Source organism: Candidatus Aalborgicola defluviihabitans (assembly GCF_016705985.1).
In the GTDB taxonomy this organism is placed as follows: domain Bacteria; phylum Pseudomonadota; class Gammaproteobacteria; order Burkholderiales; family Burkholderiaceae_C; genus Allorhodoferax; species Allorhodoferax defluviihabitans.
This window is the reverse complement of the sequence record NZ_JADJKN010000023.1, coordinates 431,826-458,299: the sequence shown is the minus strand read 5'-3', so window position 1 is coordinate 458,299 and position 26,474 is coordinate 431,826. Positions and strand designations below refer to the sequence as shown.

General features: G+C 58.7%; 24 protein-coding genes. 13 read left to right on the top strand and 11 right to left on the bottom strand.

What is annotated here, in order from left to right; translation table 11 throughout:
- Positions 1 to 87 precede the first annotated feature (87 nt).
- The 4 genes from IPI80_RS18135 to IPI80_RS18120 all read left to right on the top strand — a co-directional run bounded on the left by IPI80_RS18135 (position 88) and on the right by IPI80_RS18120 (position 3,584).
- Positions 88 to 654 (top strand): phasin family protein, encoded by a 567-nt coding sequence (locus tag IPI80_RS18135; RefSeq protein WP_413862514.1) that lies wholly within the window; start codon positions 88 to 90, stop codon positions 652 to 654.
- A gap of 148 nt (positions 655 to 802) precedes the next feature.
- Positions 803 to 2,050: a patatin-like phospholipase family protein gene (locus tag IPI80_RS18130; RefSeq protein ID WP_413862513.1), complete on the top strand. Its 1,248-nt coding sequence runs from the start codon at positions 803 to 805 to the stop codon at positions 2,048 to 2,050.
- Between the two features lie 10 nt (positions 2,051 to 2,060).
- Positions 2,061 to 2,726 carry a TetR/AcrR family transcriptional regulator gene (locus IPI80_RS18125; protein WP_413862512.1) on the top strand — a complete coding sequence of 222 codons (666 nt, stop codon included), beginning with the start codon at positions 2,061 to 2,063 and terminating at the stop codon, positions 2,724 to 2,726.
- Positions 2,727 to 2,810: 84 nt separating this feature from the next.
- Entirely contained in the window at positions 2,811 to 3,584 is a 774-nt protein-coding gene (locus IPI80_RS18120; RefSeq protein ID WP_413862511.1) for a hypothetical protein, read from the top strand.
- 19 nt (positions 3,585 to 3,603) lie between these two features.
- Here the strand turns inward: IPI80_RS18120 and IPI80_RS18115 are convergent, their stop codons facing one another.
- A complete protein-coding gene (locus IPI80_RS18115; protein ID WP_413862510.1) occupies positions 3,604 to 5,214 on the bottom strand; it encodes a wax ester/triacylglycerol synthase family O-acyltransferase in 1,611 nt (536 codons plus the stop codon).
- A gap of 179 nt (positions 5,215 to 5,393) precedes the next feature.
- On the opposite strand from IPI80_RS18115, the gene IPI80_RS18110 reads away from it, so the two are divergent.
- Entirely contained in the window at positions 5,394 to 5,648 is a 255-nt protein-coding gene (locus IPI80_RS18110; protein WP_413862509.1) for an acyl-CoA-binding protein, read from the top strand.
- A 62-nt stretch (positions 5,649 to 5,710) separates the two neighbouring features.
- On the opposite strand, the gene IPI80_RS18105 is transcribed toward IPI80_RS18110, so the two are convergent.
- Entirely contained in the window at positions 5,711 to 6,037 is a 327-nt protein-coding gene (locus tag IPI80_RS18105; protein WP_413862508.1) for a polyhydroxyalkanoic acid system family protein, read from the bottom strand.
- A 73-nt stretch (positions 6,038 to 6,110) separates the two neighbouring features.
- Here IPI80_RS18105 and IPI80_RS18100 point away from each other — a divergent pair, with 73 nt between their 5' ends.
- Positions 6,111 to 6,443 (top strand): DUF1840 domain-containing protein, encoded by a 333-nt coding sequence (locus IPI80_RS18100; RefSeq protein WP_413862507.1) that lies wholly within the window; start codon positions 6,111 to 6,113, stop codon positions 6,441 to 6,443.
- A gap of 28 nt (positions 6,444 to 6,471) precedes the next feature.
- Here IPI80_RS18100 and IPI80_RS18095 read toward each other — a convergent pair whose 3' ends face one another.
- From IPI80_RS18095 to IPI80_RS18065, 7 genes are all read right to left on the bottom strand, one after another.
- The gene (locus IPI80_RS18095; protein WP_413862506.1) at positions 6,472 to 7,722 is read right to left on the bottom strand and encodes a phenylacetate--CoA ligase family protein; all 1,251 of its coding nucleotides are present in this window, start codon (positions 7,720 to 7,722) and stop codon (positions 6,472 to 6,474) included.
- A gap of 43 nt (positions 7,723 to 7,765) precedes the next feature.
- Positions 7,766 to 8,575 carry an ABC transporter ATP-binding protein gene (locus IPI80_RS18090; protein WP_413862505.1) on the bottom strand — a complete coding sequence of 270 codons (810 nt, stop codon included), beginning with the start codon at positions 8,573 to 8,575 and terminating at the stop codon, positions 7,766 to 7,768.
- 110 nt (positions 8,576 to 8,685) lie between these two features.
- Positions 8,686 to 10,014 (bottom strand): ABC transporter substrate-binding protein, encoded by a 1,329-nt coding sequence (locus IPI80_RS18085; protein WP_413862504.1) that lies wholly within the window; start codon positions 10,012 to 10,014, stop codon positions 8,686 to 8,688.
- Between the two features lie 58 nt (positions 10,015 to 10,072).
- Entirely contained in the window at positions 10,073 to 11,149 is a 1,077-nt protein-coding gene (locus IPI80_RS18080) for a branched-chain amino acid ABC transporter permease (RefSeq protein WP_413862503.1), read from the bottom strand.
- A 29-nt stretch (positions 11,150 to 11,178) separates the two neighbouring features.
- Complete coding sequence (locus IPI80_RS18075) at positions 11,179 to 12,108, bottom strand: branched-chain amino acid ABC transporter permease (RefSeq protein WP_413862502.1); 930 nt, start codon at positions 12,106 to 12,108, stop codon at positions 11,179 to 11,181.
- A 75-nt stretch (positions 12,109 to 12,183) separates the two neighbouring features.
- A complete protein-coding gene (locus IPI80_RS18070) occupies positions 12,184 to 12,999 on the bottom strand; it encodes an ABC transporter ATP-binding protein (RefSeq protein ID WP_413862501.1) in 816 nt (271 codons plus the stop codon).
- A gap of 2 nt (positions 13,000 to 13,001) precedes the next feature.
- Positions 13,002 to 14,948 carry an AMP-dependent synthetase/ligase gene (locus tag IPI80_RS18065; RefSeq protein WP_413862500.1) on the bottom strand — a complete coding sequence of 649 codons (1,947 nt, stop codon included), beginning with the start codon at positions 14,946 to 14,948 and terminating at the stop codon, positions 13,002 to 13,004.
- A 166-nt stretch (positions 14,949 to 15,114) separates the two neighbouring features.
- Here IPI80_RS18065 and IPI80_RS18060 point away from each other — a divergent pair, with 166 nt between their 5' ends.
- Positions 15,115 to 15,828, top strand: a complete 714-nt coding sequence (locus IPI80_RS18060) for a Crp/Fnr family transcriptional regulator (RefSeq protein WP_413862499.1) — start codon at positions 15,115 to 15,117, stop codon at positions 15,826 to 15,828.
- A 21-nt stretch (positions 15,829 to 15,849) separates the two neighbouring features.
- On the opposite strand, the gene IPI80_RS18055 is transcribed toward IPI80_RS18060, so the two are convergent.
- Positions 15,850 to 16,488, bottom strand: a complete 639-nt coding sequence (locus IPI80_RS18055; protein WP_413862498.1) for a hypothetical protein — start codon at positions 16,486 to 16,488, stop codon at positions 15,850 to 15,852.
- Between the two features lie 193 nt (positions 16,489 to 16,681).
- On the opposite strand from IPI80_RS18055, the gene IPI80_RS18050 reads away from it, so the two are divergent.
- The 3 genes from IPI80_RS18050 to htpG all read left to right on the top strand — a co-directional run bounded on the left by IPI80_RS18050 (position 16,682) and on the right by htpG (position 21,043).
- A complete protein-coding gene (locus IPI80_RS18050) occupies positions 16,682 to 17,650 on the top strand; it encodes a pseudouridine synthase (RefSeq protein ID WP_413862497.1) in 969 nt (322 codons plus the stop codon).
- 21 nt (positions 17,651 to 17,671) lie between these two features.
- Entirely contained in the window at positions 17,672 to 18,961 is a 1,290-nt protein-coding gene (locus IPI80_RS18045) for a lipase family alpha/beta hydrolase (RefSeq protein WP_413862496.1), read from the top strand.
- A 99-nt stretch (positions 18,962 to 19,060) separates the two neighbouring features.
- Entirely contained in the window at positions 19,061 to 21,043 is a 1,983-nt protein-coding gene (gene htpG / locus IPI80_RS18040) for a molecular chaperone HtpG (RefSeq protein WP_413862495.1), read from the top strand.
- An 80-nt stretch (positions 21,044 to 21,123) separates the two neighbouring features.
- Here the strand turns inward: htpG and IPI80_RS18035 are convergent, their stop codons facing one another.
- Entirely contained in the window at positions 21,124 to 22,593 is a 1,470-nt protein-coding gene (locus tag IPI80_RS18035; RefSeq protein WP_413862494.1) for a DHA2 family efflux MFS transporter permease subunit, read from the bottom strand.
- A 96-nt stretch (positions 22,594 to 22,689) separates the two neighbouring features.
- Between IPI80_RS18035 and IPI80_RS18030 the strand changes: the two genes are divergently transcribed.
- Genes IPI80_RS18030 through IPI80_RS18020 form a run of 3 tightly spaced genes read left to right on the top strand, consistent with a single transcriptional unit; the run spans position 22,690 to position 26,461 of the window.
- Positions 22,690 to 23,553 (top strand): SDR family oxidoreductase, encoded by an 864-nt coding sequence (locus IPI80_RS18030; RefSeq protein WP_413862493.1) that lies wholly within the window; start codon positions 22,690 to 22,692, stop codon positions 23,551 to 23,553.
- A 35-nt stretch (positions 23,554 to 23,588) separates the two neighbouring features.
- On the top strand, positions 23,589 to 25,442 hold the full coding sequence (locus IPI80_RS18025; protein WP_413862492.1) for an SLC13 family permease: 1,854 nt from the start codon (positions 23,589 to 23,591) through the stop codon (positions 25,440 to 25,442).
- Positions 25,439 to 26,461: a hypothetical protein gene (locus IPI80_RS18020; protein ID WP_413862491.1), complete on the top strand. Its 1,023-nt coding sequence runs from the start codon at positions 25,439 to 25,441 to the stop codon at positions 26,459 to 26,461. Before IPI80_RS18025 ends, IPI80_RS18020 begins: the two co-directional genes overlap by 4 nt.
- Positions 26,462 to 26,474: the final 13 nt, after the last annotated feature.

Genomic DNA, 26,474 nt, shown 5'->3' with positions numbered 1-26,474 from the left:
CACGCCACCATCTGCGCGTACAGTTACGTTTACGTACCGACACGCGGCATGCGTGCTAGCGCAATACCCAACTTTTCAGGAGCATCCATGGTCAAAAAACTGCAAAAAAACCAATCCTCACCAGCAGCCCACGCGGCACTGACCGGGTCGGTAAAGGATTCTGCGCAACAAATCTGGCAAGCTGGCTTGGGCGCGTTCACGCGGGCACAGGCCGAAGGCTCCAAGGCATTTGAAGCGCTGGTCAAGGAAGGCGTAACCATCCAGCGGAAAACCCAGGCTGCCGCCGAGGAAAAGATTTCCGAAGCCACCAGCAAGATGTCCCACATGGCTACCGATATCAGCTCCAAGGCGTCAGGCCAGTGGGACAGGCTGGAAAACATATTTGAAGAACGCGTCGCCAAAGCCCTTAACAAGCTAGGTGTACCTTCCGCCAAGGATGTGAACGCGTTGATTGCCCGCATCGACGAGCTAAACAAGGCAGTGCGGAAGCTGTCGGCCAAAGCCCCCGCGCCGAGGCCTGACTCCAAACCAGTCGCCAAGGCCAGCAAGCCCACCGCCAAAACGCGCAAGACGCCTGCACCAAAAGCCGCAACTAAGGCGATCCCCAAGCGCGCAACGCCGATTCGCAAGCCAGCCGCAGCAAAGGGTGAATAAATTGTTGTATGTCGATGGATGGCAAAAAGGGGCGCTCAAGCGCCCCTTTTCAATGTGAAATATGCCTCCATGTGAATGAAATTGAGCTTGTATTGATGTATTGCAATGCAGCAAATTTGATTGGCGTGGCACTCTACACTTTGCACCTATGAACGCGAACACAAAAACACCCCCAAAAATCGCATTGGCGCTGGCTGGCGGTGGCCCGTTGGGAGCCATTTACGAGGTTGGGGCCATGTGCGCGCTGGAAGAGTCGCTGAATGGCTTGGACTTTACCAAGCTGGACCATTACGTCGGGGTCTCCGCAGGCGGCTTCATCGTGGCCGCATTGGCCAATGGCATAACGCCGCGCGAACTGTGCGCGTCCTTCATTGAAAACGACAGCGAGCCGTCTGAGACCTTCGACCCCTCCTGGCTACTGACCCCTGCCTATGGCGAGTTCGTTCGCCGTGGCGCCATGCTCCCAAAATTGATTCTGTCTGCCCTGTGGCATGTCACCTTGGGTCGCAAGTCCATCATGAGCGCTATTGAGCATCTCAGCCCAGCCCTGCCAACCGGTGTATTTTCCAATGCCGCAGTCAATACCGAAATGGCCCGCCTATTCAGCCAACAGGGCCGCACCAATGATTTTCGCAAGCTCAAGTCCAAGCTGACTCTGGTGGCCACCAATCTGGACAGTGGCGAGGCCGCACCTTTTGGCCGCCCCGGTTGGGACCATGTGCCGATCTCTCAGGCCGTGCAAGCCAGTTCGGCCTTGCCAGGCCTGTTCCCACCGGTGGAGATAGACGGCCAGTGCTATGTAGACGGCGCATTGAAAAAGACCATGCACGCATCCGTTGCACTGGAAGACGAAGTGGGCCTTTTGATTTGCCTGAACCCACTGGTGCCCTTTGACGCCACGGCCCCCCAAGTGGAAAAAGTGATGCGCGCTGGACTGCCTGCGCATAAGCGGGAGATTCCCCGCATCATTGATGGCGGCCTTCCCGCCGTGCTGAGCCAGACCTTTCGCTCGATGATCCACTCCCGCATGGAGTTGGGCATGAAGCACTACGAACACGCCTATCCGCACACTGACATCTTTCTGATCGAGCCCGACCACCGCGATCCCGAGCTCTACCTGGCCAACACTTTCAGCTATGCGCAGCGCCGACACCTGGCCGAACACGCCTACCAGCAAACCCGCCAATTGCTGCGCTCGCGCAAGACCAGCCTATCCGCCAAGCTAACACACCATGGCATTACGCTCAACCATGCGGTCCTGGACGACCACAAACGCCATCTGTGCGCGCCACCCAAAGCGCCAACCCGCATCGGACGCGCGATTGCCACGCTGCAAGAAGTCATGGACGATCTGGGTGAGACCGTGGCCCTGGCTGCCCGCTACACCGCCCACTGAGCAAACACATATGGTCAAGAAAGCACCCCGCCGCACCGCAGAACGCATTCTGGAAGTCACGCTGGAGCTATTCAACCGCTTTGGCGAGCCCAATGTCTCGACGACACTGATTTCAGCCGAACTGGGCATCAGTCCTGGAAACTTGTACTACCACTACCCTGCCAAAGACGAGCTGATCAACTCCCTGTTTGACCGCTACGAAAAGGCACTCAATGAATTGCTCAATGCCAGCGACAGCGTGCGCGATGTGGAAGACGCCTGGTTCTTCATGCACACCCTGTTCGAGCTAATCTGGCAATACCGTTTTCTGTATCGTGACCTCAACGACCTGCTGAGCAAGAACCGGCGTCTGGAAACACACTTTCAATGGGTCCTCAAGAACAAGACCCGTGCGGTCAAGGCCATGCTCGACAGCATGAGCCGTTTCGGTGCTGTTCGAATCGACTCCCGTGAAATGGAAACAACTGCCACCAGCATGGTCGTGGTGCTCACTTATTGGCTGAGCTTTGAATATGTCAAGGACCCGCGTAACGCCTTGGAGCCTGAGAGCGCGCAGGCCGCGCTCATGCGTGGTGCCCACCATGTTCTGAATTTGCTGGTCCCATACCTGGAAGCTGAACAGCGCACCCATTTGTTGACCTTGGTAGGCGCTTACAGCCCGCCAGCGCCCACTTGAAACACAACGATAACAACAAGAAGGTGGCCACGTCGCACGCAACCGCACCGTAGGCAACACCCACAACACCACAGGAGACAACCGATGACGCCATGGACGGCTTTTAACTACCAAGGCGAATACGTGTTTGATGCGGCACGGGTCAAAAAATATTGGCTACAACTCCACGCTGGTGACCTGGAGCCGTTACCGAACGACGAAGCAGTACTGGCTGCTTGGGCACAGTTTCATGGCGGGGCGTTCCAGAAGGCGACCGAGCTAGGCCTGCAGGCTGGCTCAGCTGGCAGCACGGTCGCTAACAAGGCCACTTGCATTTACGCCAACTACCTGGAACCCAAAGAGAAGAATCGGCAAATCCTGTTCCTGCAGGTGGCCGAGCGAGCCGCGGCACAGGCAGCAGCAGAACCCGGCAACCCGAACGCGTATTACTGGCAGGCCTATGCGTTGGGGCGTTACAGCCAGGGCATTAGCGTAGCCAAGGCCTTAGCCCAGGGCGTAGGCGGAAAGATCAAATCGGCATTGGAAAAAACCATTGCATTGCAACCTCAGCATGCCGATGCCCATGTCGCACTGGGCGCCTTCCATGCTGAAGTGATTGACAAGGTGGGAGCATTGATTGCCAACATGACCTATGGCGCCAAGAAGGAAGCCAGCCTGAACTTGTTCGAACGGGCACTCAGCCTCGCGCCGCAGTCGGCCATTGCCCGTATTGAATATGCCAATGCTTTGGTCATTCTGGAAGGTGACAAGCGCATGACCGAGGCCACCCGGTATTACCAACAGGCCGCCGCCATGCCGGCACTGGATGCCACAGCGAGGCTCGATGCAGAAATGGCCCAGACGGAACTGGCCAGCTAATAGCGCCCCTGCGAAGAAACTAGTTTTCGTCTCCCCAAGGCAACATCAAGGTCACCGTCGAGAGCTTGGCAAACTCTGGCGCGAATCGGTCGATGATGGCCTGCGGGTCTGGACACAGGTGGGTGTCTGACACCACGCCAAACTGTACGCCTCCGCCGTAGCTCAGGATGGAAACTCCCAGCCCTACCGTTCCACTTTGGGGCACCCAGACCAGATTCTCTTCTACGGTAGCACCGCAAAATTTGAGCTTCTCACGCGGTCCTGGCACATTGGTCATGACGGCCGTGGTCTTCTTGGAAAACAAGCCCAGCATGGCGTCCTGCAGCGGCTTGACCAGTAGGCCAGCCACGGCCAGCAGCCCGAATGCCAGAAGCGGCTGCATGCTGCCTTTGAGGCCCCGCATGCGTCGGCGCACCTCGTACAACCGCTCAATCGGGTTTTCAATGCCGATCGGCAGCACCAGCGGTGCCAGACCAAACTGGTTTCCCAATAGGTGGGCCTTGCCAGCCTCGCGCAGGTTGACCGGCACCATGGCGCGGATTTCCTTGTCGATGACCGTGTCACCCTTCGCCCGCAGATACTGGCCGATTGCACCAGCTACGCTGCTGAGCAGCACATCGTTGATAGAGCAGTTCAGTGCCTTGCTCACGGCCTTGACCTCGGCCAGTGAAATGGGTGGGCACCACGCCACCCGTTTGGAGTGCCCTGGTACACCCTTCAAACGGGTCGGTGAGTCGTCCGCCATCAGCGCCAGCGCTGCCAGATCAGCTACCGCCCGGTACGCCAGCTTGGCCATGTCGAGCGAGCTGTGCATACCCTTTTCAACGCCCTTGTGCGGCTCCATCAGCAAGCCCATGGAGCGAACAGCGCCGTCACCTGCGGCACCCAGGGCTTTGACCGTCATATTGGTCAGTGGTTTGAGCAGGGCATCGGCAATCCACTCCTCGGCTCCTTCAACGCCTTCCTTGTAGGGACCGCGGTGACTGCGAACCGGCGGCGCAGAGCCACCATCAACCAAGGACTGGGTGACCTGGATCAAGGCAATACCGTCGGCAATGCAATGGTGGATGCGCACCATCATGGCGGAGCCACCCTTGTAATGTTCAACCAGGTGAAACTGCCACAGAGGATGCTGCTTGTCGAGCGGCTGCATCGTGAGTTCGGCCAGGCGGTCTTGCAAGGCTTCTTGTTCGCGGCCAGCAGGTTTTTTGGGTAACTTTTCGATGACCACATGGTTGGCCAAGTCAAAGTCCGGGTCATCCACCCAGGTGGCACCGGCAGCATCTTCTTCGACCCGCTGCGTAAAACGTGAATATTTGAGGAGGCGGTCTTCGATGCGCTGGCAAAGGTCCTGGTATCGAATGCCGGGCCTTAGCACCCAAACGCCCACGATCATCATCAGGTTGGAGGGCGAATCCATGCGCAGCCAGGCCGTATCGACTTTGCTCATGCGCTCGCCGTTCAGCCCCAAGGCCCCGGCCATTGCATGGGTGACGTTCTCCTGTATCGTGTGGGGCGCCGTTGCAACTGGCTTTTCAGCCAGATGGTCAGAAGACATTTCGGTCGCTGGCGCAGCGGCAGCGCGGCGCTTGCGCGGCGCTGTTTTTTTGGCGGTGGCTCGGGTTACCATGGACTCTCCAGTACGGGGGATGGGAACAGGAAACAGTCTGGGCACTGGCAAGTGCCAGCCCGTTGGGGCTACTGTACTATTCTTAAGGCCCTTTGCCCCGTAAGATACTGGACAAATATCCAACACAGTTGGGTATTCTCCCCAACACCGTTGCTGACCCGCCCTAACCGGAGACCTTGATGTCCGATCTGAAGAAAAAATTTGAAGCCGCTGTCGCCAACTCCAAGAACCTGAGCGAGCGCCCCGACAATGCCACGCTGCTCAAAATCTATGCCCTGTATAAGCAGGCCAGCGTAGGTGACAACGCCGAAAAGAAGCCCGGTTTTGTCGACATGGTGGGCCGCGCCAAATGGGACGCCTGGAACGGCCTCAAGGGCACCGACAGCAAGGGCGCAATGCAGCAGTATGTCGATTTGATCGAATCTTTAAGCTAAACAGCCCTCTAGCCCTCGTAAAATATACGCAGACAGCTACTAAAACAATAGTATCGTGGATGCTATTGTTTTTTGGCTACTGCCTTTTTACGCGCCGGTTTCGGTGCCAGTAGGTCGTCCAAGTTTTTGACGATCTCAGCTTCGATGCGGCCCTTGAAAGCCCCCAGCAAAAAACCCAGCTTGGCGTCCAGATCGAAATGATCCGGCGTGACATGCAGTGTGCCGTTGACGCCGGAGCGGGTGAAGGTAACCATATCTCCCTTGGCACCCTCCTTGTAGGTGCATTCCATGCCAAACTCGGCCTTTACCTCCTCGGCCCACGCATAGGCAATTTTGCGGGCTGCCGCCAGGCTCAGGGAATGATCGCGTCGAATGTGCAGTTGTGCCAAAGCCTTACTCCTGGATTTTTGTAGATGATTGGGTTTGGTTCATACTCGCATACAACACATAACCCAGATTGCCATGCTATACAAATTCAAATCCAAAGTCACTGGTGACCTGATCATGCTGGAACCCAACGGACGTCAAATACTGCAATTGATCGGCAAGGACGACCCGACCAGCGCCCACAAAGGCATTCTGCTGCCGGCTGACATGCCAGCCGCGATTGCCGCACTGGAACACGCCATCGCCCAGGACGATGCTGCCCAGCAACAGCATTTACAGGAAGCCCAGGCTGCTGGTAAGACCCAATCACCAGCAGACGGAGTCACGCTGCGCCAGCGGGCGCTACCTTTCATCGAGATGCTGCAGCGTTGCCAGAAGGCCGACAAAGAGGTCGTCTGGGGCGTCTGAGTCCCCTTTTTTGCCTGCTGACCGCAGGCTACTTGTAGCTTCTGGCGTCGTCGATGATCTTGCCGTCGTTGGGCAGACTGCCCAACGGCACCACATCCACCTGTCCGCGCAGCTTGGTCACATCACGGATGGCCTCGCCAATGCGCACAGCCAGGCCCTCAGCCGGATTGGCAACTTCCACGCACAGCGTCATGCTGTCATTGGCCATTTCGCCCGTTACTACCAGCCGTGCCCGCGCCACCTCGGCAAAGCGCTTGACGATATCATTCACCTGCTTGGGGTGCACGAACATACCGCGAACCTTGGTGGTCTGGTCGGCACGCCCCATCCAGCCCTTGATGCGGGAATTGGTGCGGCCAGTGGGGCAGGCTCCAGGCAGCACAGCAGACAGGTCACCGGTACCAAAGCGGATCAGGGGATAGGTTGGGTTGAGCGTGGTAACCACCAGCTCGCCCACCTCACCATCAGCCACTGGATCGCCCGTGCCGGGGCGCACAATTTCCACGATCACGCCCTCATCCAACACCAAGCCCTCGCGCGCCGATGTCTCGTAGGCGATCAACCCGAGGTCCGCCGTGGCATAGCACTGGTATCCCGCAATGCCACGTTCCAAAAACCAATCGCGCAACGACGGCGGAAAGGCCTCGGCTGACAGCAGCGCCTTGGTGACGCTTGGCAGTGGCACCTGCATTTCCTGCGCCTTCTCGATAATGAGCTTGAGAAAGCTGGGCGTACCGATATAACCCGCCGGTTGCAGATCACGCATGGCCTGGACCTGTTGTTCGGTTTGCCCCGTGCCACCCGGAAACACCGAGCAACCCATGGCATGGGCACCCGTTTCCATCATGGAACCGGCCGGCACGAAGTGGTAGCTGAAGCTGTTGTGAATCAGCTCGCCAGGCCGAAAACCCGCCGCATAGATAGCCCGGGCCATGCGCCAATAGTCGCGCGCCGTGCCTTCGGGTTCGTAGATGGAACCGGGGCTGGAGAAAACGCGCGGCATGGCCGCACCTTTGCCAACGGTGCTAAAGCCGCCGAATACATCGCTGGCGGTGCGGGCTGCGATCTGACGTTCTTGCAACTCGTGCTTGCGCACCACCGGCAGGCTGGCCAGCGCGGCGCGGGTGGTTACCTGTTCCACTTCAAAACCCTGCAATAACTCGGCATAAGCGGGGGAAGACTTGCGCGCGTGCGCCAGTTGCGCCGGCAAGGCTGCCATCAGCGCGGCCTCGCGCTGCGCTGGTTCGCGCGTTTCCAGCGCATCAAAAAGTGGGGACATGGGTGGGAATCCGTTTTGGGTCGTGGGCTGGGGAACAAGCGATTCAGGCCAGCCAACGCTTGCGGCGCTTGTAGCTCTTGACGTCCTTGAAGCTCTTGCGCTCACCACTACCCATGCCAAGGTAAAACTCCTTGACGTCTTCGTTGGTGCGCAGGTCGTTCGCTGCACCATCCATCACCACCCGGCCCGACTCCATGATGTAGCCGTAGTCCGCGTACTTGAGGGCCATGTTGGTGTTTTGCTCGGCCAGCAAGAAAGTGACGCCTTCTTTGGTGTTGAGATCTTTCACGATCTCGAACACTTCTTCGACGATCTGGGGTGCCAGGCCCATGGAGGGCTCATCGAGCAAAACCATGCTGGGGTTGGCCATCAGGGCGCGGCCAATGGCACACATCTGCTGCTCACCACCCGATGTATAGGCGGCTTGGCTGGACGCCCTGGTCTTGAGGCGCGGGAAGTAGGTATAAACCTTCTCCAGATTGGCAGCGATCTCCGCCTTGTCTTTGCGGGTGTAGCTGCCTGTTAGCAGGTTTTCTTCAATCGTCAGGTGGGCAAAACAGTGCCGCCCCTCCATGACCTGCACCACGCCGCGCTGCACCAAGTCGGCGGGCGACAGATTTTCAATGCGCTCACCGCGCAGCTCGATCGAGCCTTTGGTGACTTCACCGCGTTCGCCTTTGAGAAGGTTGGAAACTGCACGCAACGTAGTTGTCTTGCCCGCCCCATTGCCGCCCAGAATAGCCACGATGCTGCCCTCGGGCACCTGTAGTGACACACCCTTAAGCACCAGAATCACGTGGTTATAGATAACCTCGATGCCGTTGACGTTCAGAACAATAGTTTTGGGTTCCATAAGCTTTCTCACTGTGCCAATCGTCAGACTTGGGCTACAAGCCTGACGATTGGCGGCTCCGAGGAGCCGCCAGAATCTACCCGTGCCTAGCGGGCAGAAGGGTCATGCCATCAAGATTGGCAATCAGCCGGCTCGCGCCGTTTCATTTTCTTGTCAGCCAGATACTTGTCGCCGGCGGCTTTAACCATGGGCTTCAAGATTTGTTCATCTGCCTGGTACCACTCTGGCGCGATGTTCCACTTGGCACCGTCCCAAGTCTGGATGCGAGCCCAGCTAGAACCCATGTGGTCAGCACAGCTTGTAGAGACAGGACGCATCACGCCGCCAAAGCCCATGGCATCGATCTTCTTCTGGTCGAGGTTCAGATTCTCAAAGCCCCAGCGCACTTGCTCGCCGGTCATGACCTTGCCCTTGCCAAAACGCTCCTGTGCACGGCGCACAGCTTCCACGCCCAGCATCTGGATCATCGCGCCACGGGTGTACAGCACCGAGCCAACTTCATCCTTGGGGCCGGTACCCTGGCCCTTGTCGTGCACATACTTCGTGATTTCCTGGATGACCTTTTGGTCCTTGCCGGAACCGTTGAGTGCCAAGGCGTGGTAGCCCTTGGCGCCCATACCCACGTCGCGCACATCTGGCTCAGCACCCGCCCACCAGACGCCATACATCTTCTCGCGCGGGTAACCGGTAGCCTGGGCTTCCTTGAGCGCGGTGGAGTTCATCACGCCCCAGCCCCACAGCAGTACGTAGTCAGGCTTGCTCTGGCGTACTTGCAACCAGGTGGCCTTCTGTTCAACGCCGGGTGCCGTTACAGGCAAAAGCTGCAGATCGAATCCGTGCATTTTGGCCCGCTCTTCGAGCAGGGGGATGGGCTCCTTGCCAAACGGGCTGTCATGGTAAACAAGCGCAATTTTCTTGCCTTTGAGTTTGTCCATGCCGCCGAGCGACTTGCCCAAGTGCTGGATGATGATGTCGGCGCCGGTCCAGTAGCTGCCCATCATCTCGAAGTTCCACTTGAAGGCCATGCCGTCTGCCGACATCGACAGGCCATAACCCACCGTCAGCAACGGGATCTTGTCGCCCGGTGCTTTTTCGGTCAGGGCAAAGGTGATCCCGGTTGATTGCGGGTCAATCATTGCGACGCCGGGCTTGACTTTCAGTCGCTCATAGCATTCCACGCCGCGGTCGGTGGCATAGCCGGTTTCGCACTCTTCAAAAGTGAGCTTGACGCCGTTGATGCCGCCGTCACGGGCGTTGATCATCTTCAGGTAGTCCTGCTTGCCGTTGGCCCAGGGCGTGCCGTTGGGTGCGTAAGGACCTGTGCGGTAGGAAAGCAGCGGGAAGAACTGCTCCTTGGCCTGCGCTAACGCGCTGGTGGACAGCGACGCTGCACCAGCGGCCACGACAGTGGCCGCGATGACGAGTTTCGAAAGCTTCATGGATGTCTCCTTTGAATGAATGTGTTGAAGCACAGGGGGGGGAACGGAATTACACGGTTTAGTGTGGGAAAGGCCAGAGCCGGAGTTTTTGCTTGCCAATGGACCACAGCTTGGCCAGGCCATGGGGTTCGACGATAAGAAACCAGACAATCAGCCCACCGAAGGTCATGAGTTCGACATGCGAAATCGTCGCAGTGGACAACTCAATACCCACCAAGTTGCCCATAGCAGGCAGGATTCGGCTCAGAATAATCGGCAGGATAACGATAAAGCCGGCACCAAAGAAGCTGCCCATCACAGACCCCATACCGCCGATGATCACCATGAACAGCAGACGGAAAGACACTTCAACCGAGAACGCCGCCGGCTCCCAGGAGCCCAGGTGAACGAAGGCCCACAGGCCACCGGCCACGCCGATGATGAAGGAGCTGACGGCAAACGCGCTGAGCTTGGCGTACATCGGGCGAATGCCAATCACGGCAGCGGCCACGTCCATATCGCGAATCGCCATCCACTCACGGCCAATGGCACCGCGCACCAGATTCTTGACCAGCAAGGCAATCACCGTGAGCAACGAGAGGCAGAACAGATAGCGTGCAACGGGTGTGTCCAGCGCCATACCGAGCACCTTGAGGTTGGTGACCGATACCGAACCCGACGGCGAATCATTGGTCAACCATTGAATGCGCAAGAACATCCAGTCACTGAAGAACTGTGCTGCAAGCGTGGCAACCGCCAGATACAGGCCCTTGACGCGCAGGCTGGGCAAACCGAACAGAATGCCAAACAGCATGGCGCAGACACCACCCAGAATCAGCGCCGGTATCAGCGGCATGCCCGGTACGCGCACAAAGAAGTTGTAGGCACCATAAGCGCCTACTGCCATAAATGCGGCTGACCCCAGCGATATCTGCCCACAGTAACCCACCAGCACGTTCACGCCCAACGCGGCGAGCGACATGACGACGAAGGGAATCAGGATCGAGGTATAGAGGTACTCGCTGGCAAACATCGGAATGGCGACGAACGCCACCGCCAGCAGCAGACCAACTGCAATCCGGTCCTGCGCAATCGGGAAAATCTGCTGGTCAGATCGGTAGCTGGTCTTGAACTGGCCGTTTTCGCGGTAAAACATGGTGGGTGTCCTGTAGGTCTTGTATTGGCTTAGACGCGATCGATGATCTTCTCACCGAAGAGTCCCTGCGGCCTGAACAGCAGAAACACCAGCGCGAGCACATAGGCAAACCAGATTTCAATGCCACCCCCAACATAAGGGCCAAGGTAGACCTCGGAGAGCTTTTCACCAACCCCGATGATCAGGCCGCCGATGATGGCGCCGGGCACAGAAGTCAGCCCGCCCAAAATGACGACAGGCAACGCACGCAGGGCAATGGTCGTGAGCGAGAACTGCACGCCGAGCTTGGAGCCCCAGATCATCCCGGCGACCAGCGCCACGGCACCGGCAACGCACCACACGATGACCCAGATACGGCCCAGCGGAATACCGATCGACTGCGCTGCCTGGTGGTCGTCAGCCACAGCGCGTAGCGCGCGGCCCGTGGTGGTTTTTTGAAAAAACAGGGTCAATCCAATGACCAGCGCGGCCGCAATGCCTGCAGCAATGACGTCTTCCTGGTTGATGAGAAGGCCGCCGGGGAACACGGAATCAAGTACAAAGACCGGATCCTTGGGCATGCCGATATCGATGGGGTAAATGTCGCTTCCAAAGAATGACTGACCCAGGCCCTCGAGGAAGTAGGCAATGCCCAGCGTGGCCATGAGCAGCGTGGCGCCTTCCTGGTTGACCAGGTGGCGCAGCACCAGACGTTCGATCACCCAGGCCACCACAAACATGAACGCGCCAGCAATCAAAAATGCCAGGACGTTGGCCAGAATCTTGTTGTCAATGCCAGTCCACCCCGGAATCCACTCCGAGAAGCGCGCCATGGCCAGGGCTGCGAACAGCACCATGGCGCCCTGGGCGAAATTGAACACGCCAGAGGCCTTGTAGATCAGCACAAAGCCGAGCGCTACCAGCGAATACAGCATGCCGGCCATCAGGCCGCCAATCAGTGTTTCAAGAAAAAATGCCATCGTATCGAACCCCCCCAACCCAGTGGGGGGCGGAACCAAAAAACCACCCACAACTCCCGCCCCCCCCCGCAAAAATTAATGACTTGTTCCCAGGTAGGCGCTAATCACGTCTTCGTTGTTGCGTACTTCTTCCGGCTCGCCGTCACCGATTTTCTTGCCGTAGTCAAGCACGACCACGCGGTCGGAAATATCCATTACCACGCCCATGTCGTGTTCGATCAGCACGATGGTGGTGCCAAACTCGTCATTCACATCCAGCACAAAACGGCACATATCCTGCTTTTCTTCCACGTTCATGCCGGCCATGGGCTCATCCAGCAGAAGCACCTGCGGCTCCATCGCCAGCGCGCGTCCGAGGTCCACGCGTTTTTGCAGGCCATATGGCAACTGGCCTACCGGCGTCTTTCGGAAGGCCTGAATTTCCAGAAAGTCGATGATGTGCTCAACCTTCTCGCGGTGCGCAATTTCCTCTCGCGCGGCTGGGCCGATCCGCAGTGCCTGCATCAGGATATTGCTTTTGATTTTCAGGTTGCGCCCGGTCATGATGTTGTCGATCACGCTCATGCCCTTGAACAGTGCCAGGTTCTGAAACGTACGACCAATGCCCATCTCGGCCACTTGGCGCGAGTTCATGTGCGAAAAGGTTTGGCCTCGGAAAGTGATAGCGCCTTCCTGCGGCGTGTAGACACCGTTGATGCAATTGAGCATGGAACTCTTGCCCGCACCGTTGGGGCCGATGATGGCGCGGATTTCGTGTTCGCGTACGTTAAACGAAATGTCGGTCAGTGCGTTCACGCCGCCAAAGCGCAGGCTGATGTTCTTGACGTCCAGAATAACGTCGCCAATCTTCTTTTTGGCTCCAATTGGGGCCACTGCTGCGGGTGTTGTCATGCTCATGCTGCCGCCTTCACGGGTGCAAAGGTCTTTGCATCTTCGATCATCAGGGTGGCGCTGACCTTGCCAGTGCGACCATCTTCAAACTTGACCTGGGTCTCAATAAATTGGGATGTCTGGCCGCCGTACAACGCGTCAATCAACACGTCGTAGCGCTCGGCAATAAAGCCGCGGCGGACCTTGTTGGTGCGGGTCAGCTCGCCGTCGTCGGCGTCCAGCTCTTTGTGCAGCACCAGGAAACGGCTGACCTGGCTACCCGCCAACAGGGTGTCTACGCACAGGTCGGCGTTGACTTTTTCGACGCACTCCTTGATCAGCTGATAGACCTCGGGTTTTTGCGCCAGATCGGTGTAACCCGCATACGGCAGGTTACGCCGCTCGGCCCAGTTGCCTACTGCATCGAAATCGATATTGATGAACACACACACCTTGTCGCGCCCATCTCCATAGGCCACCACTTCCTTGATGTGCGAAAAGAACTTCAGCTTGTTCTCGACATATTTGGGCGCGAACATGGCGCCGTCGTTGGCGCCGCCCTTGATGCGACCCACGTCCTTCACACGGTCAATGATCTTGAGGTGACCATGGGCGTCGATGAAACCAGCGTCGCTGGAGTGGTACCAGCCGTCCTCGGTCAGCACCTCGGCGGTAGCTGCCGGGTTTTTGTAGTATTCCTTGAGAAGACCGGGGGATTTGATCAGGATTTCGCCGTTGTCGGCCACCTTGATCTCCACGCCTTCGCACGGCACACCCACCGTGTCGGCCCAGGCCTCGTTGTCGGGCTGTAGACACACGAACACAGCTGTCTCCGTGGAACCATAGAGCTGCTTGAGGTTGATACCAATGGAGCGGAAGAACGAAAAAAGATCAGGGCCAATCGCCTCACCGGCGGTGTAGGCCACGCGCACCCGGCTAAAGCCCAAGGTGTTGCGCAGAGGGCCATACACAAACAGATTACCCAACGCATACAGCAGTCTGTCGCCCATGCCTACGGTCTTGCCATCCATCAGGTCCGGGCCTACGCGTTTGGCCACACCCATAAAGTAATTGAACATGCCGCGTTTGATGGCACCGGCATCTTCCATGCGGATCATCACGCTGGTGAGCAGACCTTCAAAAACGCGGGGCGGCGCAAAGTAATACGTGGGCCCGATTTCCTTCAGGTCGATCGTCACCGTGGCGGCGGACTCCGGGCAGTTCACCACATAGCCACAGGCCAGCCACTGGGCGTAGCTAAAGATGTTTTGGCCGATCCAGGCCGGTGGCAGGTAGGCCAGCACCTCGTCGGCGCCGGTGAGCTTGTCAAAATCGGCCCCTACGCGCGCCCGGTTGAGCAGGGAGTTGTGGGTATGCACCACGCCCTTGGCGTTCCCGGTGGTGCCGGACGTGAAAAACATCGCGCCCACGTCATCGGGCTGGGCTTTGTTGATCTCGGCCGCATAGTACTCTGGGTGCAATCCGTTGAACGCCTTGCCGGCGGCCAGGAGTTCGTCCAGCGAAGCCAGGCATGGTTCATCGTACTTGCGCAAACCGCGCGGGTCGTCGTAATAAATGTGCGTCAGTTGTGGGCACTGCTCGCGGATTTCCAGCAACTTGTCGACCTGCTCCTGGTCTTCGGCAAAGGCAAAGCGCACTTCAGCGTTATTAATGGGGTACACGCATTCGGCGGCGGCGGCATCCTGGTACAGCGGCACCGGAATGGCACCCAGCGACTGCACGGCCAGCATGGTGGCATACAGGCGCGGCCGGTTGGCTCCCACCACCACCATGTGCTCGCCCCGACGCAAACCCGCCTGGTGCAGGCCGGCGCTCAGGTGCTGCACCATCGTCTGCAGGTCTGCCCAGGACAGCGACTGCCAAATCCCGTATTCCTTTTCACGCATAGCAGGCGCGTTGGGGCGCTCACTGGCGTGTTTTTGAAGTAGCCGCGGAAAAGTCGTTTGCATTCCAAATCCTTGTCGCCTATGCCAAACCCCCATGTCACGCACAAGGGCTGTCTATGGGCCCGATTATTAGCCGTCAGTTTGACGCCATGTTGTCGTTTGGACGACAATCCAGGCATTTCCAACTAGGTGTTTTCCCTTCACTTATCGGTAACTTACAACGACCGCCATGACGATAGATTCCAGCCTGCACCAACGTCGCCGCGAACTGACCGCGTCCGAACTTGCATCCATTCCCTGGATCCATGTGCTGTCTGCTCAGGAGAGGGAGCGCGCCATTGGAGAGCTCAAAATTGCCGATGCCAGCGCTGGCGAATACATCTGCCGCATGGGCCGCCCGGTGACCTACTGGTTTGGCGTGGTGGACGGGCTTTTGAAGATGAGCAGCGACAACGCCGAAGGCCAGACCATGACCTTCACCGGCGTGCCGCCAGGCGGCTGGTTTGGCGAGGGCACGGCCATGAAGCGCGAGGCCTACCGCTACAACATCCAGTCTCTGCGCAAGAGCCGCGTGGCGGGCCTGCATGTGGACACTTTCCACTGGCTGCTGGACCACTCCATTGGTTTTAACCGCTTTGTAATGAACCAGCTCAATGAACGCCTGGGCCAGTTCATTGCCGCGCGCGAAATCGACCGCATGACCAACCCCAACATCCGGGTGGCACGCAGCCTGGCGTCGCTGTTCAATCCGGTGCTGTACCCCAACGTCGGTGAAGTATTGCGCATCACCCAGCAGGAGCTGGCCTACCTGGTGGGCCTGTCGCGCCAGCGTGTGAATGAGGCGCTGACGGCGCTAGCCGCGCAGGGGGCTATCCAGGTGGAGTACGGGGGGCTCAGGGTGATGGATTTGCAGGCTTTGCGTAGCCAAGTAAATTTCAAGTAGCAAAGGGTTCCGGACTGATTTTCAGAACCGTACGCGGTACCCGAAGGTCAAAAAATCCTCACCATTGGCCCCATAGTCGTTCAGCAGGTCGTAGACCGCGCACCGGTGGTGCAAGCGCACAAAGACCTCATTCGACTTCTGTTGGGGTCGTGAGAACGCAAGTTCGATCATCAAAAAATTGAGCGTCTGGCTGCCGTTGCCGTCCGGGCCACGCTCCAGCGCGCTGACCTTGGACGTGTACGACAAGCCCAAAGGCCCCAGCCGCAAGTCAGTTTGCAACGTGTCATTCCAGGGAAAGCTGCTCCACCGCAGCACCGGTGCAATGGCGATTTCGGTCAGAGACTCCAACCCAAACTGCTGGCCTATCATCGCGTCGATTTCCAGCGATAAAGGCAGCGTCTGCGAGCGCCACACCGTTTTGCTGCCAGTGATGGCCAACAGGTGCTGGTTCAAAAATTTTGCCCTGCCCTGGGTTAAACCAGCCGGTTCAGAATCGTAGTATTGGCCGCCGTACCCGCCGATGCTCCAATCCAGATCTGCGCTCAGGGCTGTCGCGGGGTTGTATGCCAGGCCGACCAGCAATACCAGGGTGGCGCATCCCAACGCACTGCGCTTGCGTGGTGGGATGGCTGCGATGGTGGCAGTGGTGGTGGTCTGCATTGGTGATAGTCTCTGGCTACCCGAAGTAGATACGGTGGTTTGACCTATTTTTTCGCAGTAGCGTCATGTTGTCAAACGGGGCAGGTCCTGAACCAGTCGCTCGCACCTGGGCAGATGAGTAAAAACACTTTAGGCGAATTAGCCCTCCAGCCCTCGTAAAATATACACAAACAGCTACTAAAAACATAGCAAAATGACAAACGACTCTAAACCCCCTACCCCTTCCGTATTCCGCCGCGCCGCGCCGCCAGTGGGCAAGGCAGCGGCCAGCCGCGCACCCATCCCAGCAGGCCAGACCAACACGGCGGCGCATGGCGCCAATGGCACGGTGCGGCTGAATAAGCGCATGGCCGAGCTGGGCATGGCGTCACGGCGCGAGGCGGACGACTGGATTGCCAAGGGTTGGGTCAAGGTCAATGGCAAGGTGGCCGAGATGGGCATGCAGGTGGCGCCCGATGCACGCATCGAAGTGACGCAACAGGCCAAAGGCGCGCAGGCCAACCAGGTGACGATTTTGCTGAACAAGCCCATTGGCATTGTCAGCGGCCAGGCCGAAGACGGACATGAGCCCGCCATCACGCTGATTCAGCCGCAAAACCGCTGGGTGGATGACAACGCCCGCTTCTTCTTCCACGGCAGCCAGCTTAAAAGCCTGGTGCCTGCCGGGCGACTGGACATTGATTCCACGGGCCTCTTGGTGCTCACGCAGGATGGCCGCGTCGCGCGCCAGCTGATTGGCGAGGATTCGGAGATGGATAAAGAGTATTTGGTGCGCGTGGTTTACACCGGCTCCGAAAATCCCGCTGCTGCCAACTCTGCCGCCGCCACGTACGGCGGCAAGGTCACCCAACTCAGCCGCATTGACGATGACGACCCGATCAGCACCGATGTGCAATCCGTCTTTCCTGCCGACAAGTTGCGTCTGCTGCGCCACGGCTTAAGCCTGGACGGCCAGCCACTCAAGCCAGCCAAGGTCGAATGGCAAAACCCCGAGCAATTGCGTTTTGTACTGACCGAAGGCAAAAAACGCCAGATTCGCCGCATGTGCGAGCTGGTGGGCCTCAAAGTGGTGGGCCTCAAGCGGGTGCGGGTTGGCAAGGTCATGCTGGGCAATTTGCCGGTTGGCCAATGGCGCTATCTGGCACCGTTTGAAAAATTCTAACGGCGCACAGCCGCACACACCATGCCCAAAAAACCCAAGGCAGCAGCCAAACCGCTGCGCCATCTGCGACCATCCGACCTGCGAGCGGTCACCCAGCTGGCCACGCAAGCCACCCGCGGTGTCACCACCATGAGCGAGGGGGTGCACCAAGCCGTATGGTCTTCCATGGGCGCGTCATCACATGGTGCATCCAAGGCCCGGGCCCGTGGCATTACTGGTTTTGTCTACCGCGCGGTGCACGGTGTAACTGAGCTGGTGGGCAGGGGGCTACAGGCAGCGTTCACCAAGATGGAGCCGTTGCTTGAAAACCTGGTGGATGAACCGCCAGAAACCTATGGCCGTGAAGCCGTGCTGGCCGCGCTCAATGGCGTCATGGGTGACCAACTGGCGCAAAACCACAACCCGCTGGCCACGCCCATGACCTTGCGCTGGCAAGGCAACGCCCTGAACCCGCATGCCATGCCCCCCATGCCCGGCGCCACAGGCAAGGTACTGCTGCTGATCCACGGCCTGTGCATGAACGATCTGCAATGGCGAGCCATGCCACAGGAAGGCGGCAAGCCGCAGTCCGACCATGCCGCAGCGCTGTCCGCAGAGTTGGGCTACACCCCCATCTACCTGCGCTATAACTCGGGACTGCACACCTCTCAAAACGGTCGCAAACTGGCTGCATTGCTGGAACAGGTGCTGCAGCACTGGCCGGTGCCGGTAGAAGAACTCACGGCAGTGGTACACAGCATGGGTGGCCTGATCATCCGCAGTGCCACCCACTACGCGCAACAAGACAACCTGCACTGGCCCACGCAATTGAAGAATATTGTCTTTCTGGGCACCCCCCACCACGGCTCCCCTTTGGAGAAAGCCGGCAACTGGGTGGACGTGATTCTGGCTACCACCCCGTTCAGCAAACCCCTCGCCAAGCTGGGCCAGCTGCGCAGCGCCGGTATCACCGACCTGCGTTACGGCCACGTGCTGGATGCCGACTGGCAGGGTCGGGACCGCTTTACCCGCACACCCGACAGCCGCCAGAGTCTGCCTTTGCCTGAGGGCGTAGCCTGCTACACCGTGGTCGCCACAGCCGCATCCAAACGCAGCCCTTTGGCGGATCGCCTGATTGGCGACGGCCTGGTGCCCCTGGCCAGCGGCCTGGGCGAACACAGCGACCCGCGCCACAACCTGCAGTTTGCCAAGACGGCACAGGCAACCGTGTACCGCACCCCCCACATGGCACTGCTGAACAGCCCCGAGGTGACGGCCCAACTGCTGCAATGGCTGACACCCGCCAAACCGGCCCAGCGCGCAGGCTCTTGAAATACCAGCGACTCGCCCATAATTGAGGGTTTCCCACGCGGCGCACACAGGTGCCCGTTGGCCGCTTTTTGTTGAAACTTTCTGAGAGTTCTTTTTCCTATGACCAAGCAAACCCTTTCCTTTCAGGCCGAAGTAGCGCAACTGCTGCACCTGGTCACACACTCGCTGTACTCCAACAAGGAAATTTTCCTGCGCGAGCTGATCTCCAACGCATCGGACGCCTGCGACAAGCTGCGTTTTGAAGCCATCAACGACGGTGGCCTGTACGAGAACGATTCCGAGCTCAAGGTCAAGGTCACCTTTGACAAGGACGCCAAAACGCTGACCATCACCGACAACGGCATCGGCATGAGCGCACAGGAGGCCATTGACCACCTGGGCACCATTGCCAAGAGCGGTACAAAGGATTTCGTCAGCAAATTGAGCGGCGACCAAAAGGCCGACTCCCAACTCATCGGCCAATTTGGCGTGGGCTTTTACTCGGGCTTCATCGTGGCCGACAAGATCAGCGTGGAATCACGCCGCGCTGGCATGAAGACCTCCGAAGGCGTGCGCTGGGTCAGCGGCGGTTCGGGTGACTTTGAGGTGGAAGCCATCGAACGCGCAGAGCGCGGCACCAGTGTGACCCTGCACCTGCGCGAAGACGCACTGGACTACGCGCAGGCCTGGAAGGTCAAGAACATCATCAACAAGTATTCCGACCACATCAGCCTGCCCATCCTGATGGAAAAGGAAGAATGGAAAGATGGCGAGCTGATCAACCCATCGGACGAAGCCGGTGGCCGACAGCCCGGTGGCATGGTCAAGACCGGCGAGTGGGAAACGGTCAACAAGGCCAGCGCCATCTGGAGCCGCCCCAAGAAAGACATCAGCGCCGAGCAGTACGACGAGTTCTACAAACAGATCAGCCACGATTTTGAAGCGCCGCTGGCCCACACCCACAACCGAGTGGAAGGCAGCACCGAATACACGCAGTTGCTTTACATCCCCGGCAAAGCGCCCATGGACCTGTGGAACCGCGACAAAAAGGGCGGTTTGAAACTGTACGTGAAGCGGGTCTTCATCATGGACGACGCCGATGCCCTGCTACCGACCTACCTGCGCTTTGTGAAGGGCGTTGTCGACAGCGCTGACCTCCCACTGAACGTGAGCCGCGAACTGCTGCAAGAAAGCCGCGACGTCAAAGCCATTCGCGAGGGCTGCACCAAGCGGGTTTTGGGCATGCTGGAAGACCTGGCGAAACACGACAAGGTGGGCGAGACGTCTACCGATGGTGTAACTGACGTACTCAGTGCCGAAGACAAGGCTGAGGCCGAAAAGAACGCGGGCAAGTACACCAAGTTCTACGCCGAATTTGGCGCGGTGCTCAAAGAAGGCCTGGGCGAAGACTTTGCCAACAAGGAGCGCCTGTGCAAGTTGTTGCGCTTTGCATCCACCAGCAGCGATGCTGCCACCGTGGGCTTTGCCGACTACAAGGCGCGCATGAAAGAAGGCCAGGAGGCCATTTACTACATCACCGCCGACACGCTGGCCGCCGCCAAGAACAGCCCACAGCTCGAAGTGTTCAAGAAAAAGGGCATTGAAGTGCTCTTGATGACCGACCGCGTGGACGAGTGGGCGCTGAACTTTGTGCAAGAGTTTGACGGCACGCCGCTACAAAGCGTAGCCAAGGGCGCCGTCGATTTGGGCAGCCTGCAAGACGAAGCCGAAAAGAAGGCCGCTGAAGAAGCGGCTGAGACCTTCAAACCCCTGCTGGCCAAGCTGAAAGAAGCGTTAAAGGACAAGGCCGAAGACGTGCGCATCACCACCCGCCTGGTGGACAGCCCAGCTTGCTTGGTCGTGCAGGACCACGGCATGAGCACCCAATTGGCGCGGATGCTCAAGCAAGCCGGTCAGGCCGCGCCCGAAGTCAAGCCGGTGCTGGAAGTAAACGCCGAGCACCCATTGGTGAAGAAGCTCGAAGGCTCAGTGCACTTCAACGATCTGGCCCACATCCTGTTCGACCAAGCCCTGCTGGCCGAGGGCGGCATGCCGGCGGACCCAGCAGCCTATGTCAAGCGGGTGAATGCCCTGCTGGTCTAAAAGTTACTAGTGAAATAGGGCACCAGCCCTCGTAGATATTACGTAAAGCGCTACCAAATCGGTAGCGCCTTTTTTTAATATCACTCGTGCGGCTGCTCCCGTACCTGCCAGGCCGCCAGCAGGGCCAAGGCACAAATGCCCGCCAGCATCAAAAAAGATTCATTGAAGGCGAGCAAACGCTGCGGGTTGGTGGTGGGGTGTGCGAGCGACTGCCCATGCACCTCCAGTCGCCACTCCAGCACCAAGGCACACAGGCTCACGCCCACCGCGCCACCCACCATCCGCACGAATCCGATCACACTGGAGCCCTGTGCGATCAGATTCTTCGAGAGGCCACGCATGGAACCCAGGTTCAGCGACGGCAATATAAAGCCCAGGCCGATGCGCCCCACAATCACCCAGATGACGATGACCCAGATTGCGGTCTTTAGCCCTACAGTCACCATCAACCCAAAGCCGAGCGCCAAGAGCGCCAGACCGATACTCACCAGCACATGGGTCGGTTGCCGGTCCGCCATCCGCCCGACGATGGGGATGGTGATGCCCAGCACCAGCCCGGCGGGCAGCATCAGGGTGCCCACCAGCGAGGCCGACATCCCGAGGCCCATCTGCAAATAAACAGGCAGCAGGTAGGTGGACCCAAACAGGGCTGTGCCATAAATGAACGACACGATGCTGCCCATGGCGAACTGGCGGTGGTTGAAAAGCGCCAGATTCATCAAGGGAGCCTGCTGGTGCGGCCCCCTGTGGACATGGCTCAGGCGATGCTGCCATTTCACAAAAGCCAGCAAAGTCGCCACCGACAGCCCCAACAACAAGGCGGAGTGGACCAGGGAGCCACTTTGCAAGGTCACCAGTGCGTTGAGCAAACTGAGCGTGGCAATGGTTGCCAGCGCCAGACCCATCCAATCCAGCGTCGCCTTAACCGCCTTGTCCGCATCGGCCGCCAAGTTGGCAATCGGAATAAATTTGCGCGCCATGTAGATCGACGCCAGACAGAACGGCACCACCATGAAAAAAGTGGACCGCCAGCCAAACCAGTCCACCAGCAGCCCGCCCACGCTGGGGCCAATCGCGGGCGCCAGCACCACGCCCATGCCAAAAATCCCGCTGGCCCGTCCTTGTTCGCTGGAGGCAAACGCCCGCAGGATGATGATGGCGGGTATTGGCTGCACCACACCAGAAGCCAGCCCCTCCGCAACCCGGGCTACCAGCACCAGATCAAAATTATTGGAAATCCCACCCACCACACCACCCACCAGCAGCAGCACAATGGCTCCTGAATAGGTACGGCGATAGCCAAAGCGCGACAGCAGCCACGGCGTGGTCAGCATGGAAATCGTCATGGCCACCATGAAGCCGGATGACACCCATTGCATGCGGTCCTGCCCCAGCACAAAGTAGCGGCTCATATCGGGCACGGCCACGTTGATGATGGTGGACGACATGATGGATGCAACGGTGCCAATCATCACGGTCAGCAACAGCAGCCAGCGGTAGCGCTCCCCATAGCGAGCTTGCAGACCGTCCAGTGTTTCGAGGTGGGGCATGTACACCGTATATTACACATTCAACCGCTTTGTCACAGCGCACTGCCCGAGTCGCGGATGCAATTTTTCCTGCTGCCCCTTTACGAGACCTAACCCATGCCCCAATGCATTTTGATCACCGGTTGCTCCAGCGGCATTGGAGCCGCCATGGCGCGCGCGTTTCACCAGCGCGGCCACACGGTGTACGCCACAGCACGCCGGGTTGAAAGCCTGGCAAATTTGGAGCAACTCGGTCTGCGAACCCTGGAACTAGACGTGAATGACGATGCCAGCATTGCCACCGCCATGGAGGTGGTCCGCAGCGAGCAGGGCCGCATCGACATTTTGGTAAACAACGCCGGCTTCTCGCAGGTGGGCGCCGTGCTGGACTTGCAACGTGAAGACTTGCGCCGCCAGTATGAAACCAATGTCATTGCTCCCTTTGCGGTGGCACGCGCGGCACTGTCGTTGCTGCGTGCTGCACCGGCTGGCAGCTCCGGCAGAAAAGGTGGGGCCGTCATTGTCAACATTGGCAGCATCGTCGGGCTGTTCACTACGCCTTTTGCCGGAGCCTATTGTTCCAGCAAGGCGGCGTTGCATTCGCTCACCGACGCCTTGCGCATGGAGCTGGCACCATTTGGCATTCGCGTGGTCACCGTGCAACCCGGTGGCGTGCAGTCCAGCTTTGGCGCCCATGCGGAGGCGGCTATCCAGTTGCCAGCCGATTCGCTGTACCGTGGCGTGGAAAAAGGCATCCGCGCCCGTGCGCAGGCCGGCCAGGTCGGTGCGACACCGGCCGAAGCGTTTGTGGCCCCGCTGGTTGATGCCCTTCTGCAAAACGCACCACCTCTGCGTTTACGTGGTGGCAAGGGCAGTACCTTGTTTCCTTTGCTCAAGCTGCTGCTGCCGACCAAGACCTTTGACGCCATCTTGTCGCGCCGCTTTGGCTTGAGTGATGCCTGCGCTACCATGCCTCGATAGTTTGCGCTATTACCTCCCAAACAACTGCAATTCCCATGGCTGTGTCCGAACACAACAAAGATTCCGAGTACGCGCACCGGTTGCGCCAAGATCCGCTCTTTGCAGACATCACCGGACACGAGTTGGCGCGGTTGGTGGGCGCTGTGCAAAGCGTGGAATTTTCTCCTGGGCAAAGTGTGTGCACCCAGGACGACCCCGCCAACTTCCTGTACCTGATCGAATCGGGTGAGTTGTTGCTGAGCACCGCCAGCGGCCGCTCGGTAGAGTTGACCATGCGCCGCTGTGGCGAAGAGGCGGCCAGTGATCATGCGACGTACCTGTGTGGCACCATTGCCACCACGCCAGTGCGGGCGCTGCGCGTTCCCCGCGAGACGCTGCAGGAACTGTCACTCACGGCCACATCCTTACGGTCGCGGGCCTTGCTGGGTTTAATGGGACATGTGGGGGGCGAGCCCTTCCTGAAGTCCGGGACACCTCGAAAAAAGCCAGCGGTGCCCTTGTCCCGACGCGAAACAGCGGGCTGGCTGGCAACCGTGATGGTGCCACCGGCTATCTATTTTTTAGGCAGCATGGCCGGTCTGGCGGTCGAGGCGGCCTTGTTCTTGGCCATCTTGTCGGCGACGGTGCTGATGTGGGTGTTCACTCTGGCCGACGAATTTGTGCCGCCCTTGGTGGCCATTGTGGCCGTGCTAATTGTGGGACTGGTGCCCTACGAGGTTGCGTTAGCCGGGTTTGCGTCCCGCACGCTGCCCACGTTGCTGGGAGTGTATGCACTGGCAGCGGTTATTTCGGCCTCGGGTCTGAGTTACCGCTTCATGCTGTGGCTGCTACTGCGCCTGCCAGATACGCCTTTTTGGCACCAAACTGCGTTGGTGCTGTCAGGCTACATTCTGTCGCCCATCATGCCCTCAGCCAATGCCCGGCTATCGCTGGTTTTGCCGTTTTACCGCGACATGGTGGATGGACTGGGTTTACAAGCTAAAAGCAAGGCAGCTACTGCTTTGATGGCGGCCACGTTTTCGGGGGCCATGTTGTTGTCACCTATGTTCCTGACCAGCAAATCCTCTAATTTGACGGTAATTACCATGCTGCCGGGGCAACTGCAGGTGCAGTTCCAGGGGTTGTTTTGGTTTGTCGCAGCCAGCGTGGCAGCTGCCACGGTGACTTTGCTCCATTTGGTATTTATGCGCCTGTGTTTCGGGCGGGGTGCCGCAGCGGGTTTGCCCAAACCACGGTTGGCGCGGCAGTTGGCGCTACTGGGCCCCATGAGCGCAGCAGAAAAGGGCGCATTGGTAGGTTTTTTGTTTTTCTTGCTGGGCGCGGCCACGTCAGACTGGCACCATGTGTCTGCGGCCTGGATTGCCGGCTTTCTCCTGGTCGGGCTGTTGCTGATGGGTTTGTTCAGCAAAAAGGATTTTCAACAAAAAATCGACTGGCCCATGATTTTTTTCCTGCTCAGCCTGGACGGCCTGAGCCGTTCCATCAGTTACCTGGGACTGGACACGGCCTTGGCCCACAGCGTAGGTAACGGGTTTGCTTTCGTCGATGGGCGCATGGCGCTGTTCATACCCCTGGCACTGTTCGTAACGTTGGCGTTGCGCCTGGTGTTGCCTACCACAGCCGGCATGGTGGTGGCCGCCATCATTTTGCTGCCAATCGGTCAGTCCCAGTTCCTCAACCCGTGGGTGGTGGTCTTTTTGACGGCGATGTTTAGCGATATGTGGTTTCTCCCTTACCAATGCTCGCCTTACCTGCAGGTTGTGGGCAGTGGAATGGGGCGTTTTTACGAACAAGCAGAGTTTCTGCGCTACAACCACTACATGAATCTATCGCGCGTGGCTGCAGCCTACTTGTCTATCCCCTATTGGGAGGCGCTGGGACTCGTATGAAACAAGGCATTGGCGCCATTTTGGTGGGTGTATTTTTGGTCGTCGCATTGCTGTTGCTCAGTGGGTTCAACCGCGCCAAGCCCCGCATTCTGGTCATGCACAGTTCGGACCGCAACTCATCAACCGTTCAACGGCTCGATGAAGGTATTCACATAGCGCTGGATCGCAACCGCCTGCCCGTGTTCGTGCGATGGCATTACCTTGGGATTGACCATTTTCCCGTAGAAGATCTGCGCCAAGATGCGGCCAAAATCGGGGCCCGAACCATTGAACAGTTCGACCCCGACTTGGTAATCGCTGTCGATGACGAAGCCCAGCATTACTTGATGACTCGCTATGGTGGACATGCCCGCCCCAAAGTGGTCTTTACTGCCATTGACCAGGAGCCTGCGGCGTATGGGTACGTGGGCGCAGGCAACGTTGCAGGCATCGTTGAAACCCTGCCACTCACTGCCATTCGCGACACCTTGTTGCAGGCCCTTCAAGGCAAGCCTTTGCGGCTGGCGGTGATTGGCAGTCCTGGGCCGACGGGTCAGGGACAGAGCCGGCAAGTTCAGGCTTACGATTGGGCACCGCATCAGGTTGTGAGCGTAGATTCTCCCGCCGACTTTGCCACATGGCAAACAACCATCCAGGCCATGGACGGTAAGGTCGATGCGCTTTTGGTGCTGTCTTGTGAGGGTTTGACGGTCAGCCCGTTAGATGCCCGACCGGTCCCGCCCGCCGACATCGTTCATTGGATAGAAGCCAATGCCAAGCCTTTGCCACTTGGCGTGAGTCTCAGTTATGTCGAAATGGGCGGTGCCTTGAGTGTGGCGCCGTCCGCGCGCGTCATGGGCGAGGAGGCCACCAACCTGGCCTTAGCCTGGGTGAAGGCCGGTACGGCCGCACCGCCGGTTTTCGGCCAGAGCAACCACTACAGCGTCGGTATTCGCGCAACACCTCTGCAAGCTCGGCAGGTGGTGCTACCGTCCATTTACATCGAAGCCGCCCGACTGAACCGGCTGTACTTCCCCTGAACTGACTCGGCAA

Excerpts from the sequence above, each read along its gene's own strand:
- IPI80_RS18135 (WP_413862514.1), top strand. The coding sequence starts at position 88 with ATGGTCAAAAAACTGCAAAAAAACCAATCCTCACCAGCAGCCCACGCG.
- IPI80_RS18130 (WP_413862513.1), top strand. The coding sequence starts at position 803 with ATGAACGCGAACACAAAAACACCCCCAAAAATCGCATTGGCGCTGGCT.
- IPI80_RS18125 (WP_413862512.1), top strand. The coding sequence starts at position 2,061 with ATGGTCAAGAAAGCACCCCGCCGCACCGCAGAACGCATTCTGGAAGTC.
- IPI80_RS18120 (WP_413862511.1), top strand. The coding sequence starts at position 2,811 with ATGACGCCATGGACGGCTTTTAACTACCAAGGCGAATACGTGTTTGAT.
- IPI80_RS18115 (WP_413862510.1), bottom strand. The coding sequence starts at position 5,214 with ATGGTAACCCGAGCCACCGCCAAAAAAACAGCGCCGCGCAAGCGCCGC.
- IPI80_RS18110 (WP_413862509.1), top strand. The coding sequence starts at position 5,394 with ATGTCCGATCTGAAGAAAAAATTTGAAGCCGCTGTCGCCAACTCCAAG.
- IPI80_RS18100 (WP_413862507.1), top strand. The coding sequence starts at position 6,111 with ATGCTATACAAATTCAAATCCAAAGTCACTGGTGACCTGATCATGCTG.
- IPI80_RS18095 (WP_413862506.1), bottom strand. The coding sequence starts at position 7,722 with ATGTCCCCACTTTTTGATGCGCTGGAAACGCGCGAACCAGCGCAGCGC.
- IPI80_RS18090 (WP_413862505.1), bottom strand. The coding sequence starts at position 8,575 with ATGGAACCCAAAACTATTGTTCTGAACGTCAACGGCATCGAGGTTATC.
- IPI80_RS18085 (WP_413862504.1), bottom strand. The coding sequence starts at position 10,014 with ATGAAGCTTTCGAAACTCGTCATCGCGGCCACTGTCGTGGCCGCTGGT.
- IPI80_RS18080 (WP_413862503.1), bottom strand. The coding sequence starts at position 11,149 with ATGTTTTACCGCGAAAACGGCCAGTTCAAGACCAGCTACCGATCTGAC.
- IPI80_RS18075 (WP_413862502.1), bottom strand. The coding sequence starts at position 12,108 with ATGGCATTTTTTCTTGAAACACTGATTGGCGGCCTGATGGCCGGCATG.
- IPI80_RS18070 (WP_413862501.1), bottom strand. The coding sequence starts at position 12,999 with ATGACAACACCCGCAGCAGTGGCCCCAATTGGAGCCAAAAAGAAGATT.
- IPI80_RS18065 (WP_413862500.1), bottom strand. The coding sequence starts at position 14,948 with ATGCAAACGACTTTTCCGCGGCTACTTCAAAAACACGCCAGTGAGCGC.
- IPI80_RS18060 (WP_413862499.1), top strand. The coding sequence starts at position 15,115 with ATGACGATAGATTCCAGCCTGCACCAACGTCGCCGCGAACTGACCGCG.
- IPI80_RS18055 (WP_413862498.1), bottom strand. The coding sequence starts at position 16,488 with ATGCAGACCACCACCACTGCCACCATCGCAGCCATCCCACCACGCAAG.
- IPI80_RS18050 (WP_413862497.1), top strand. The coding sequence starts at position 16,682 with ATGACAAACGACTCTAAACCCCCTACCCCTTCCGTATTCCGCCGCGCC.
- IPI80_RS18045 (WP_413862496.1), top strand. The coding sequence starts at position 17,672 with ATGCCCAAAAAACCCAAGGCAGCAGCCAAACCGCTGCGCCATCTGCGA.
- htpG (WP_413862495.1), top strand. The coding sequence starts at position 19,061 with ATGACCAAGCAAACCCTTTCCTTTCAGGCCGAAGTAGCGCAACTGCTG.
- IPI80_RS18035 (WP_413862494.1), bottom strand. The coding sequence starts at position 22,593 with ATGCCCCACCTCGAAACACTGGACGGTCTGCAAGCTCGCTATGGGGAG.
- IPI80_RS18030 (WP_413862493.1), top strand. The coding sequence starts at position 22,690 with ATGCCCCAATGCATTTTGATCACCGGTTGCTCCAGCGGCATTGGAGCC.
- IPI80_RS18025 (WP_413862492.1), top strand. The coding sequence starts at position 23,589 with ATGGCTGTGTCCGAACACAACAAAGATTCCGAGTACGCGCACCGGTTG.
- IPI80_RS18020 (WP_413862491.1), top strand. The coding sequence starts at position 25,439 with ATGAAACAAGGCATTGGCGCCATTTTGGTGGGTGTATTTTTGGTCGTC.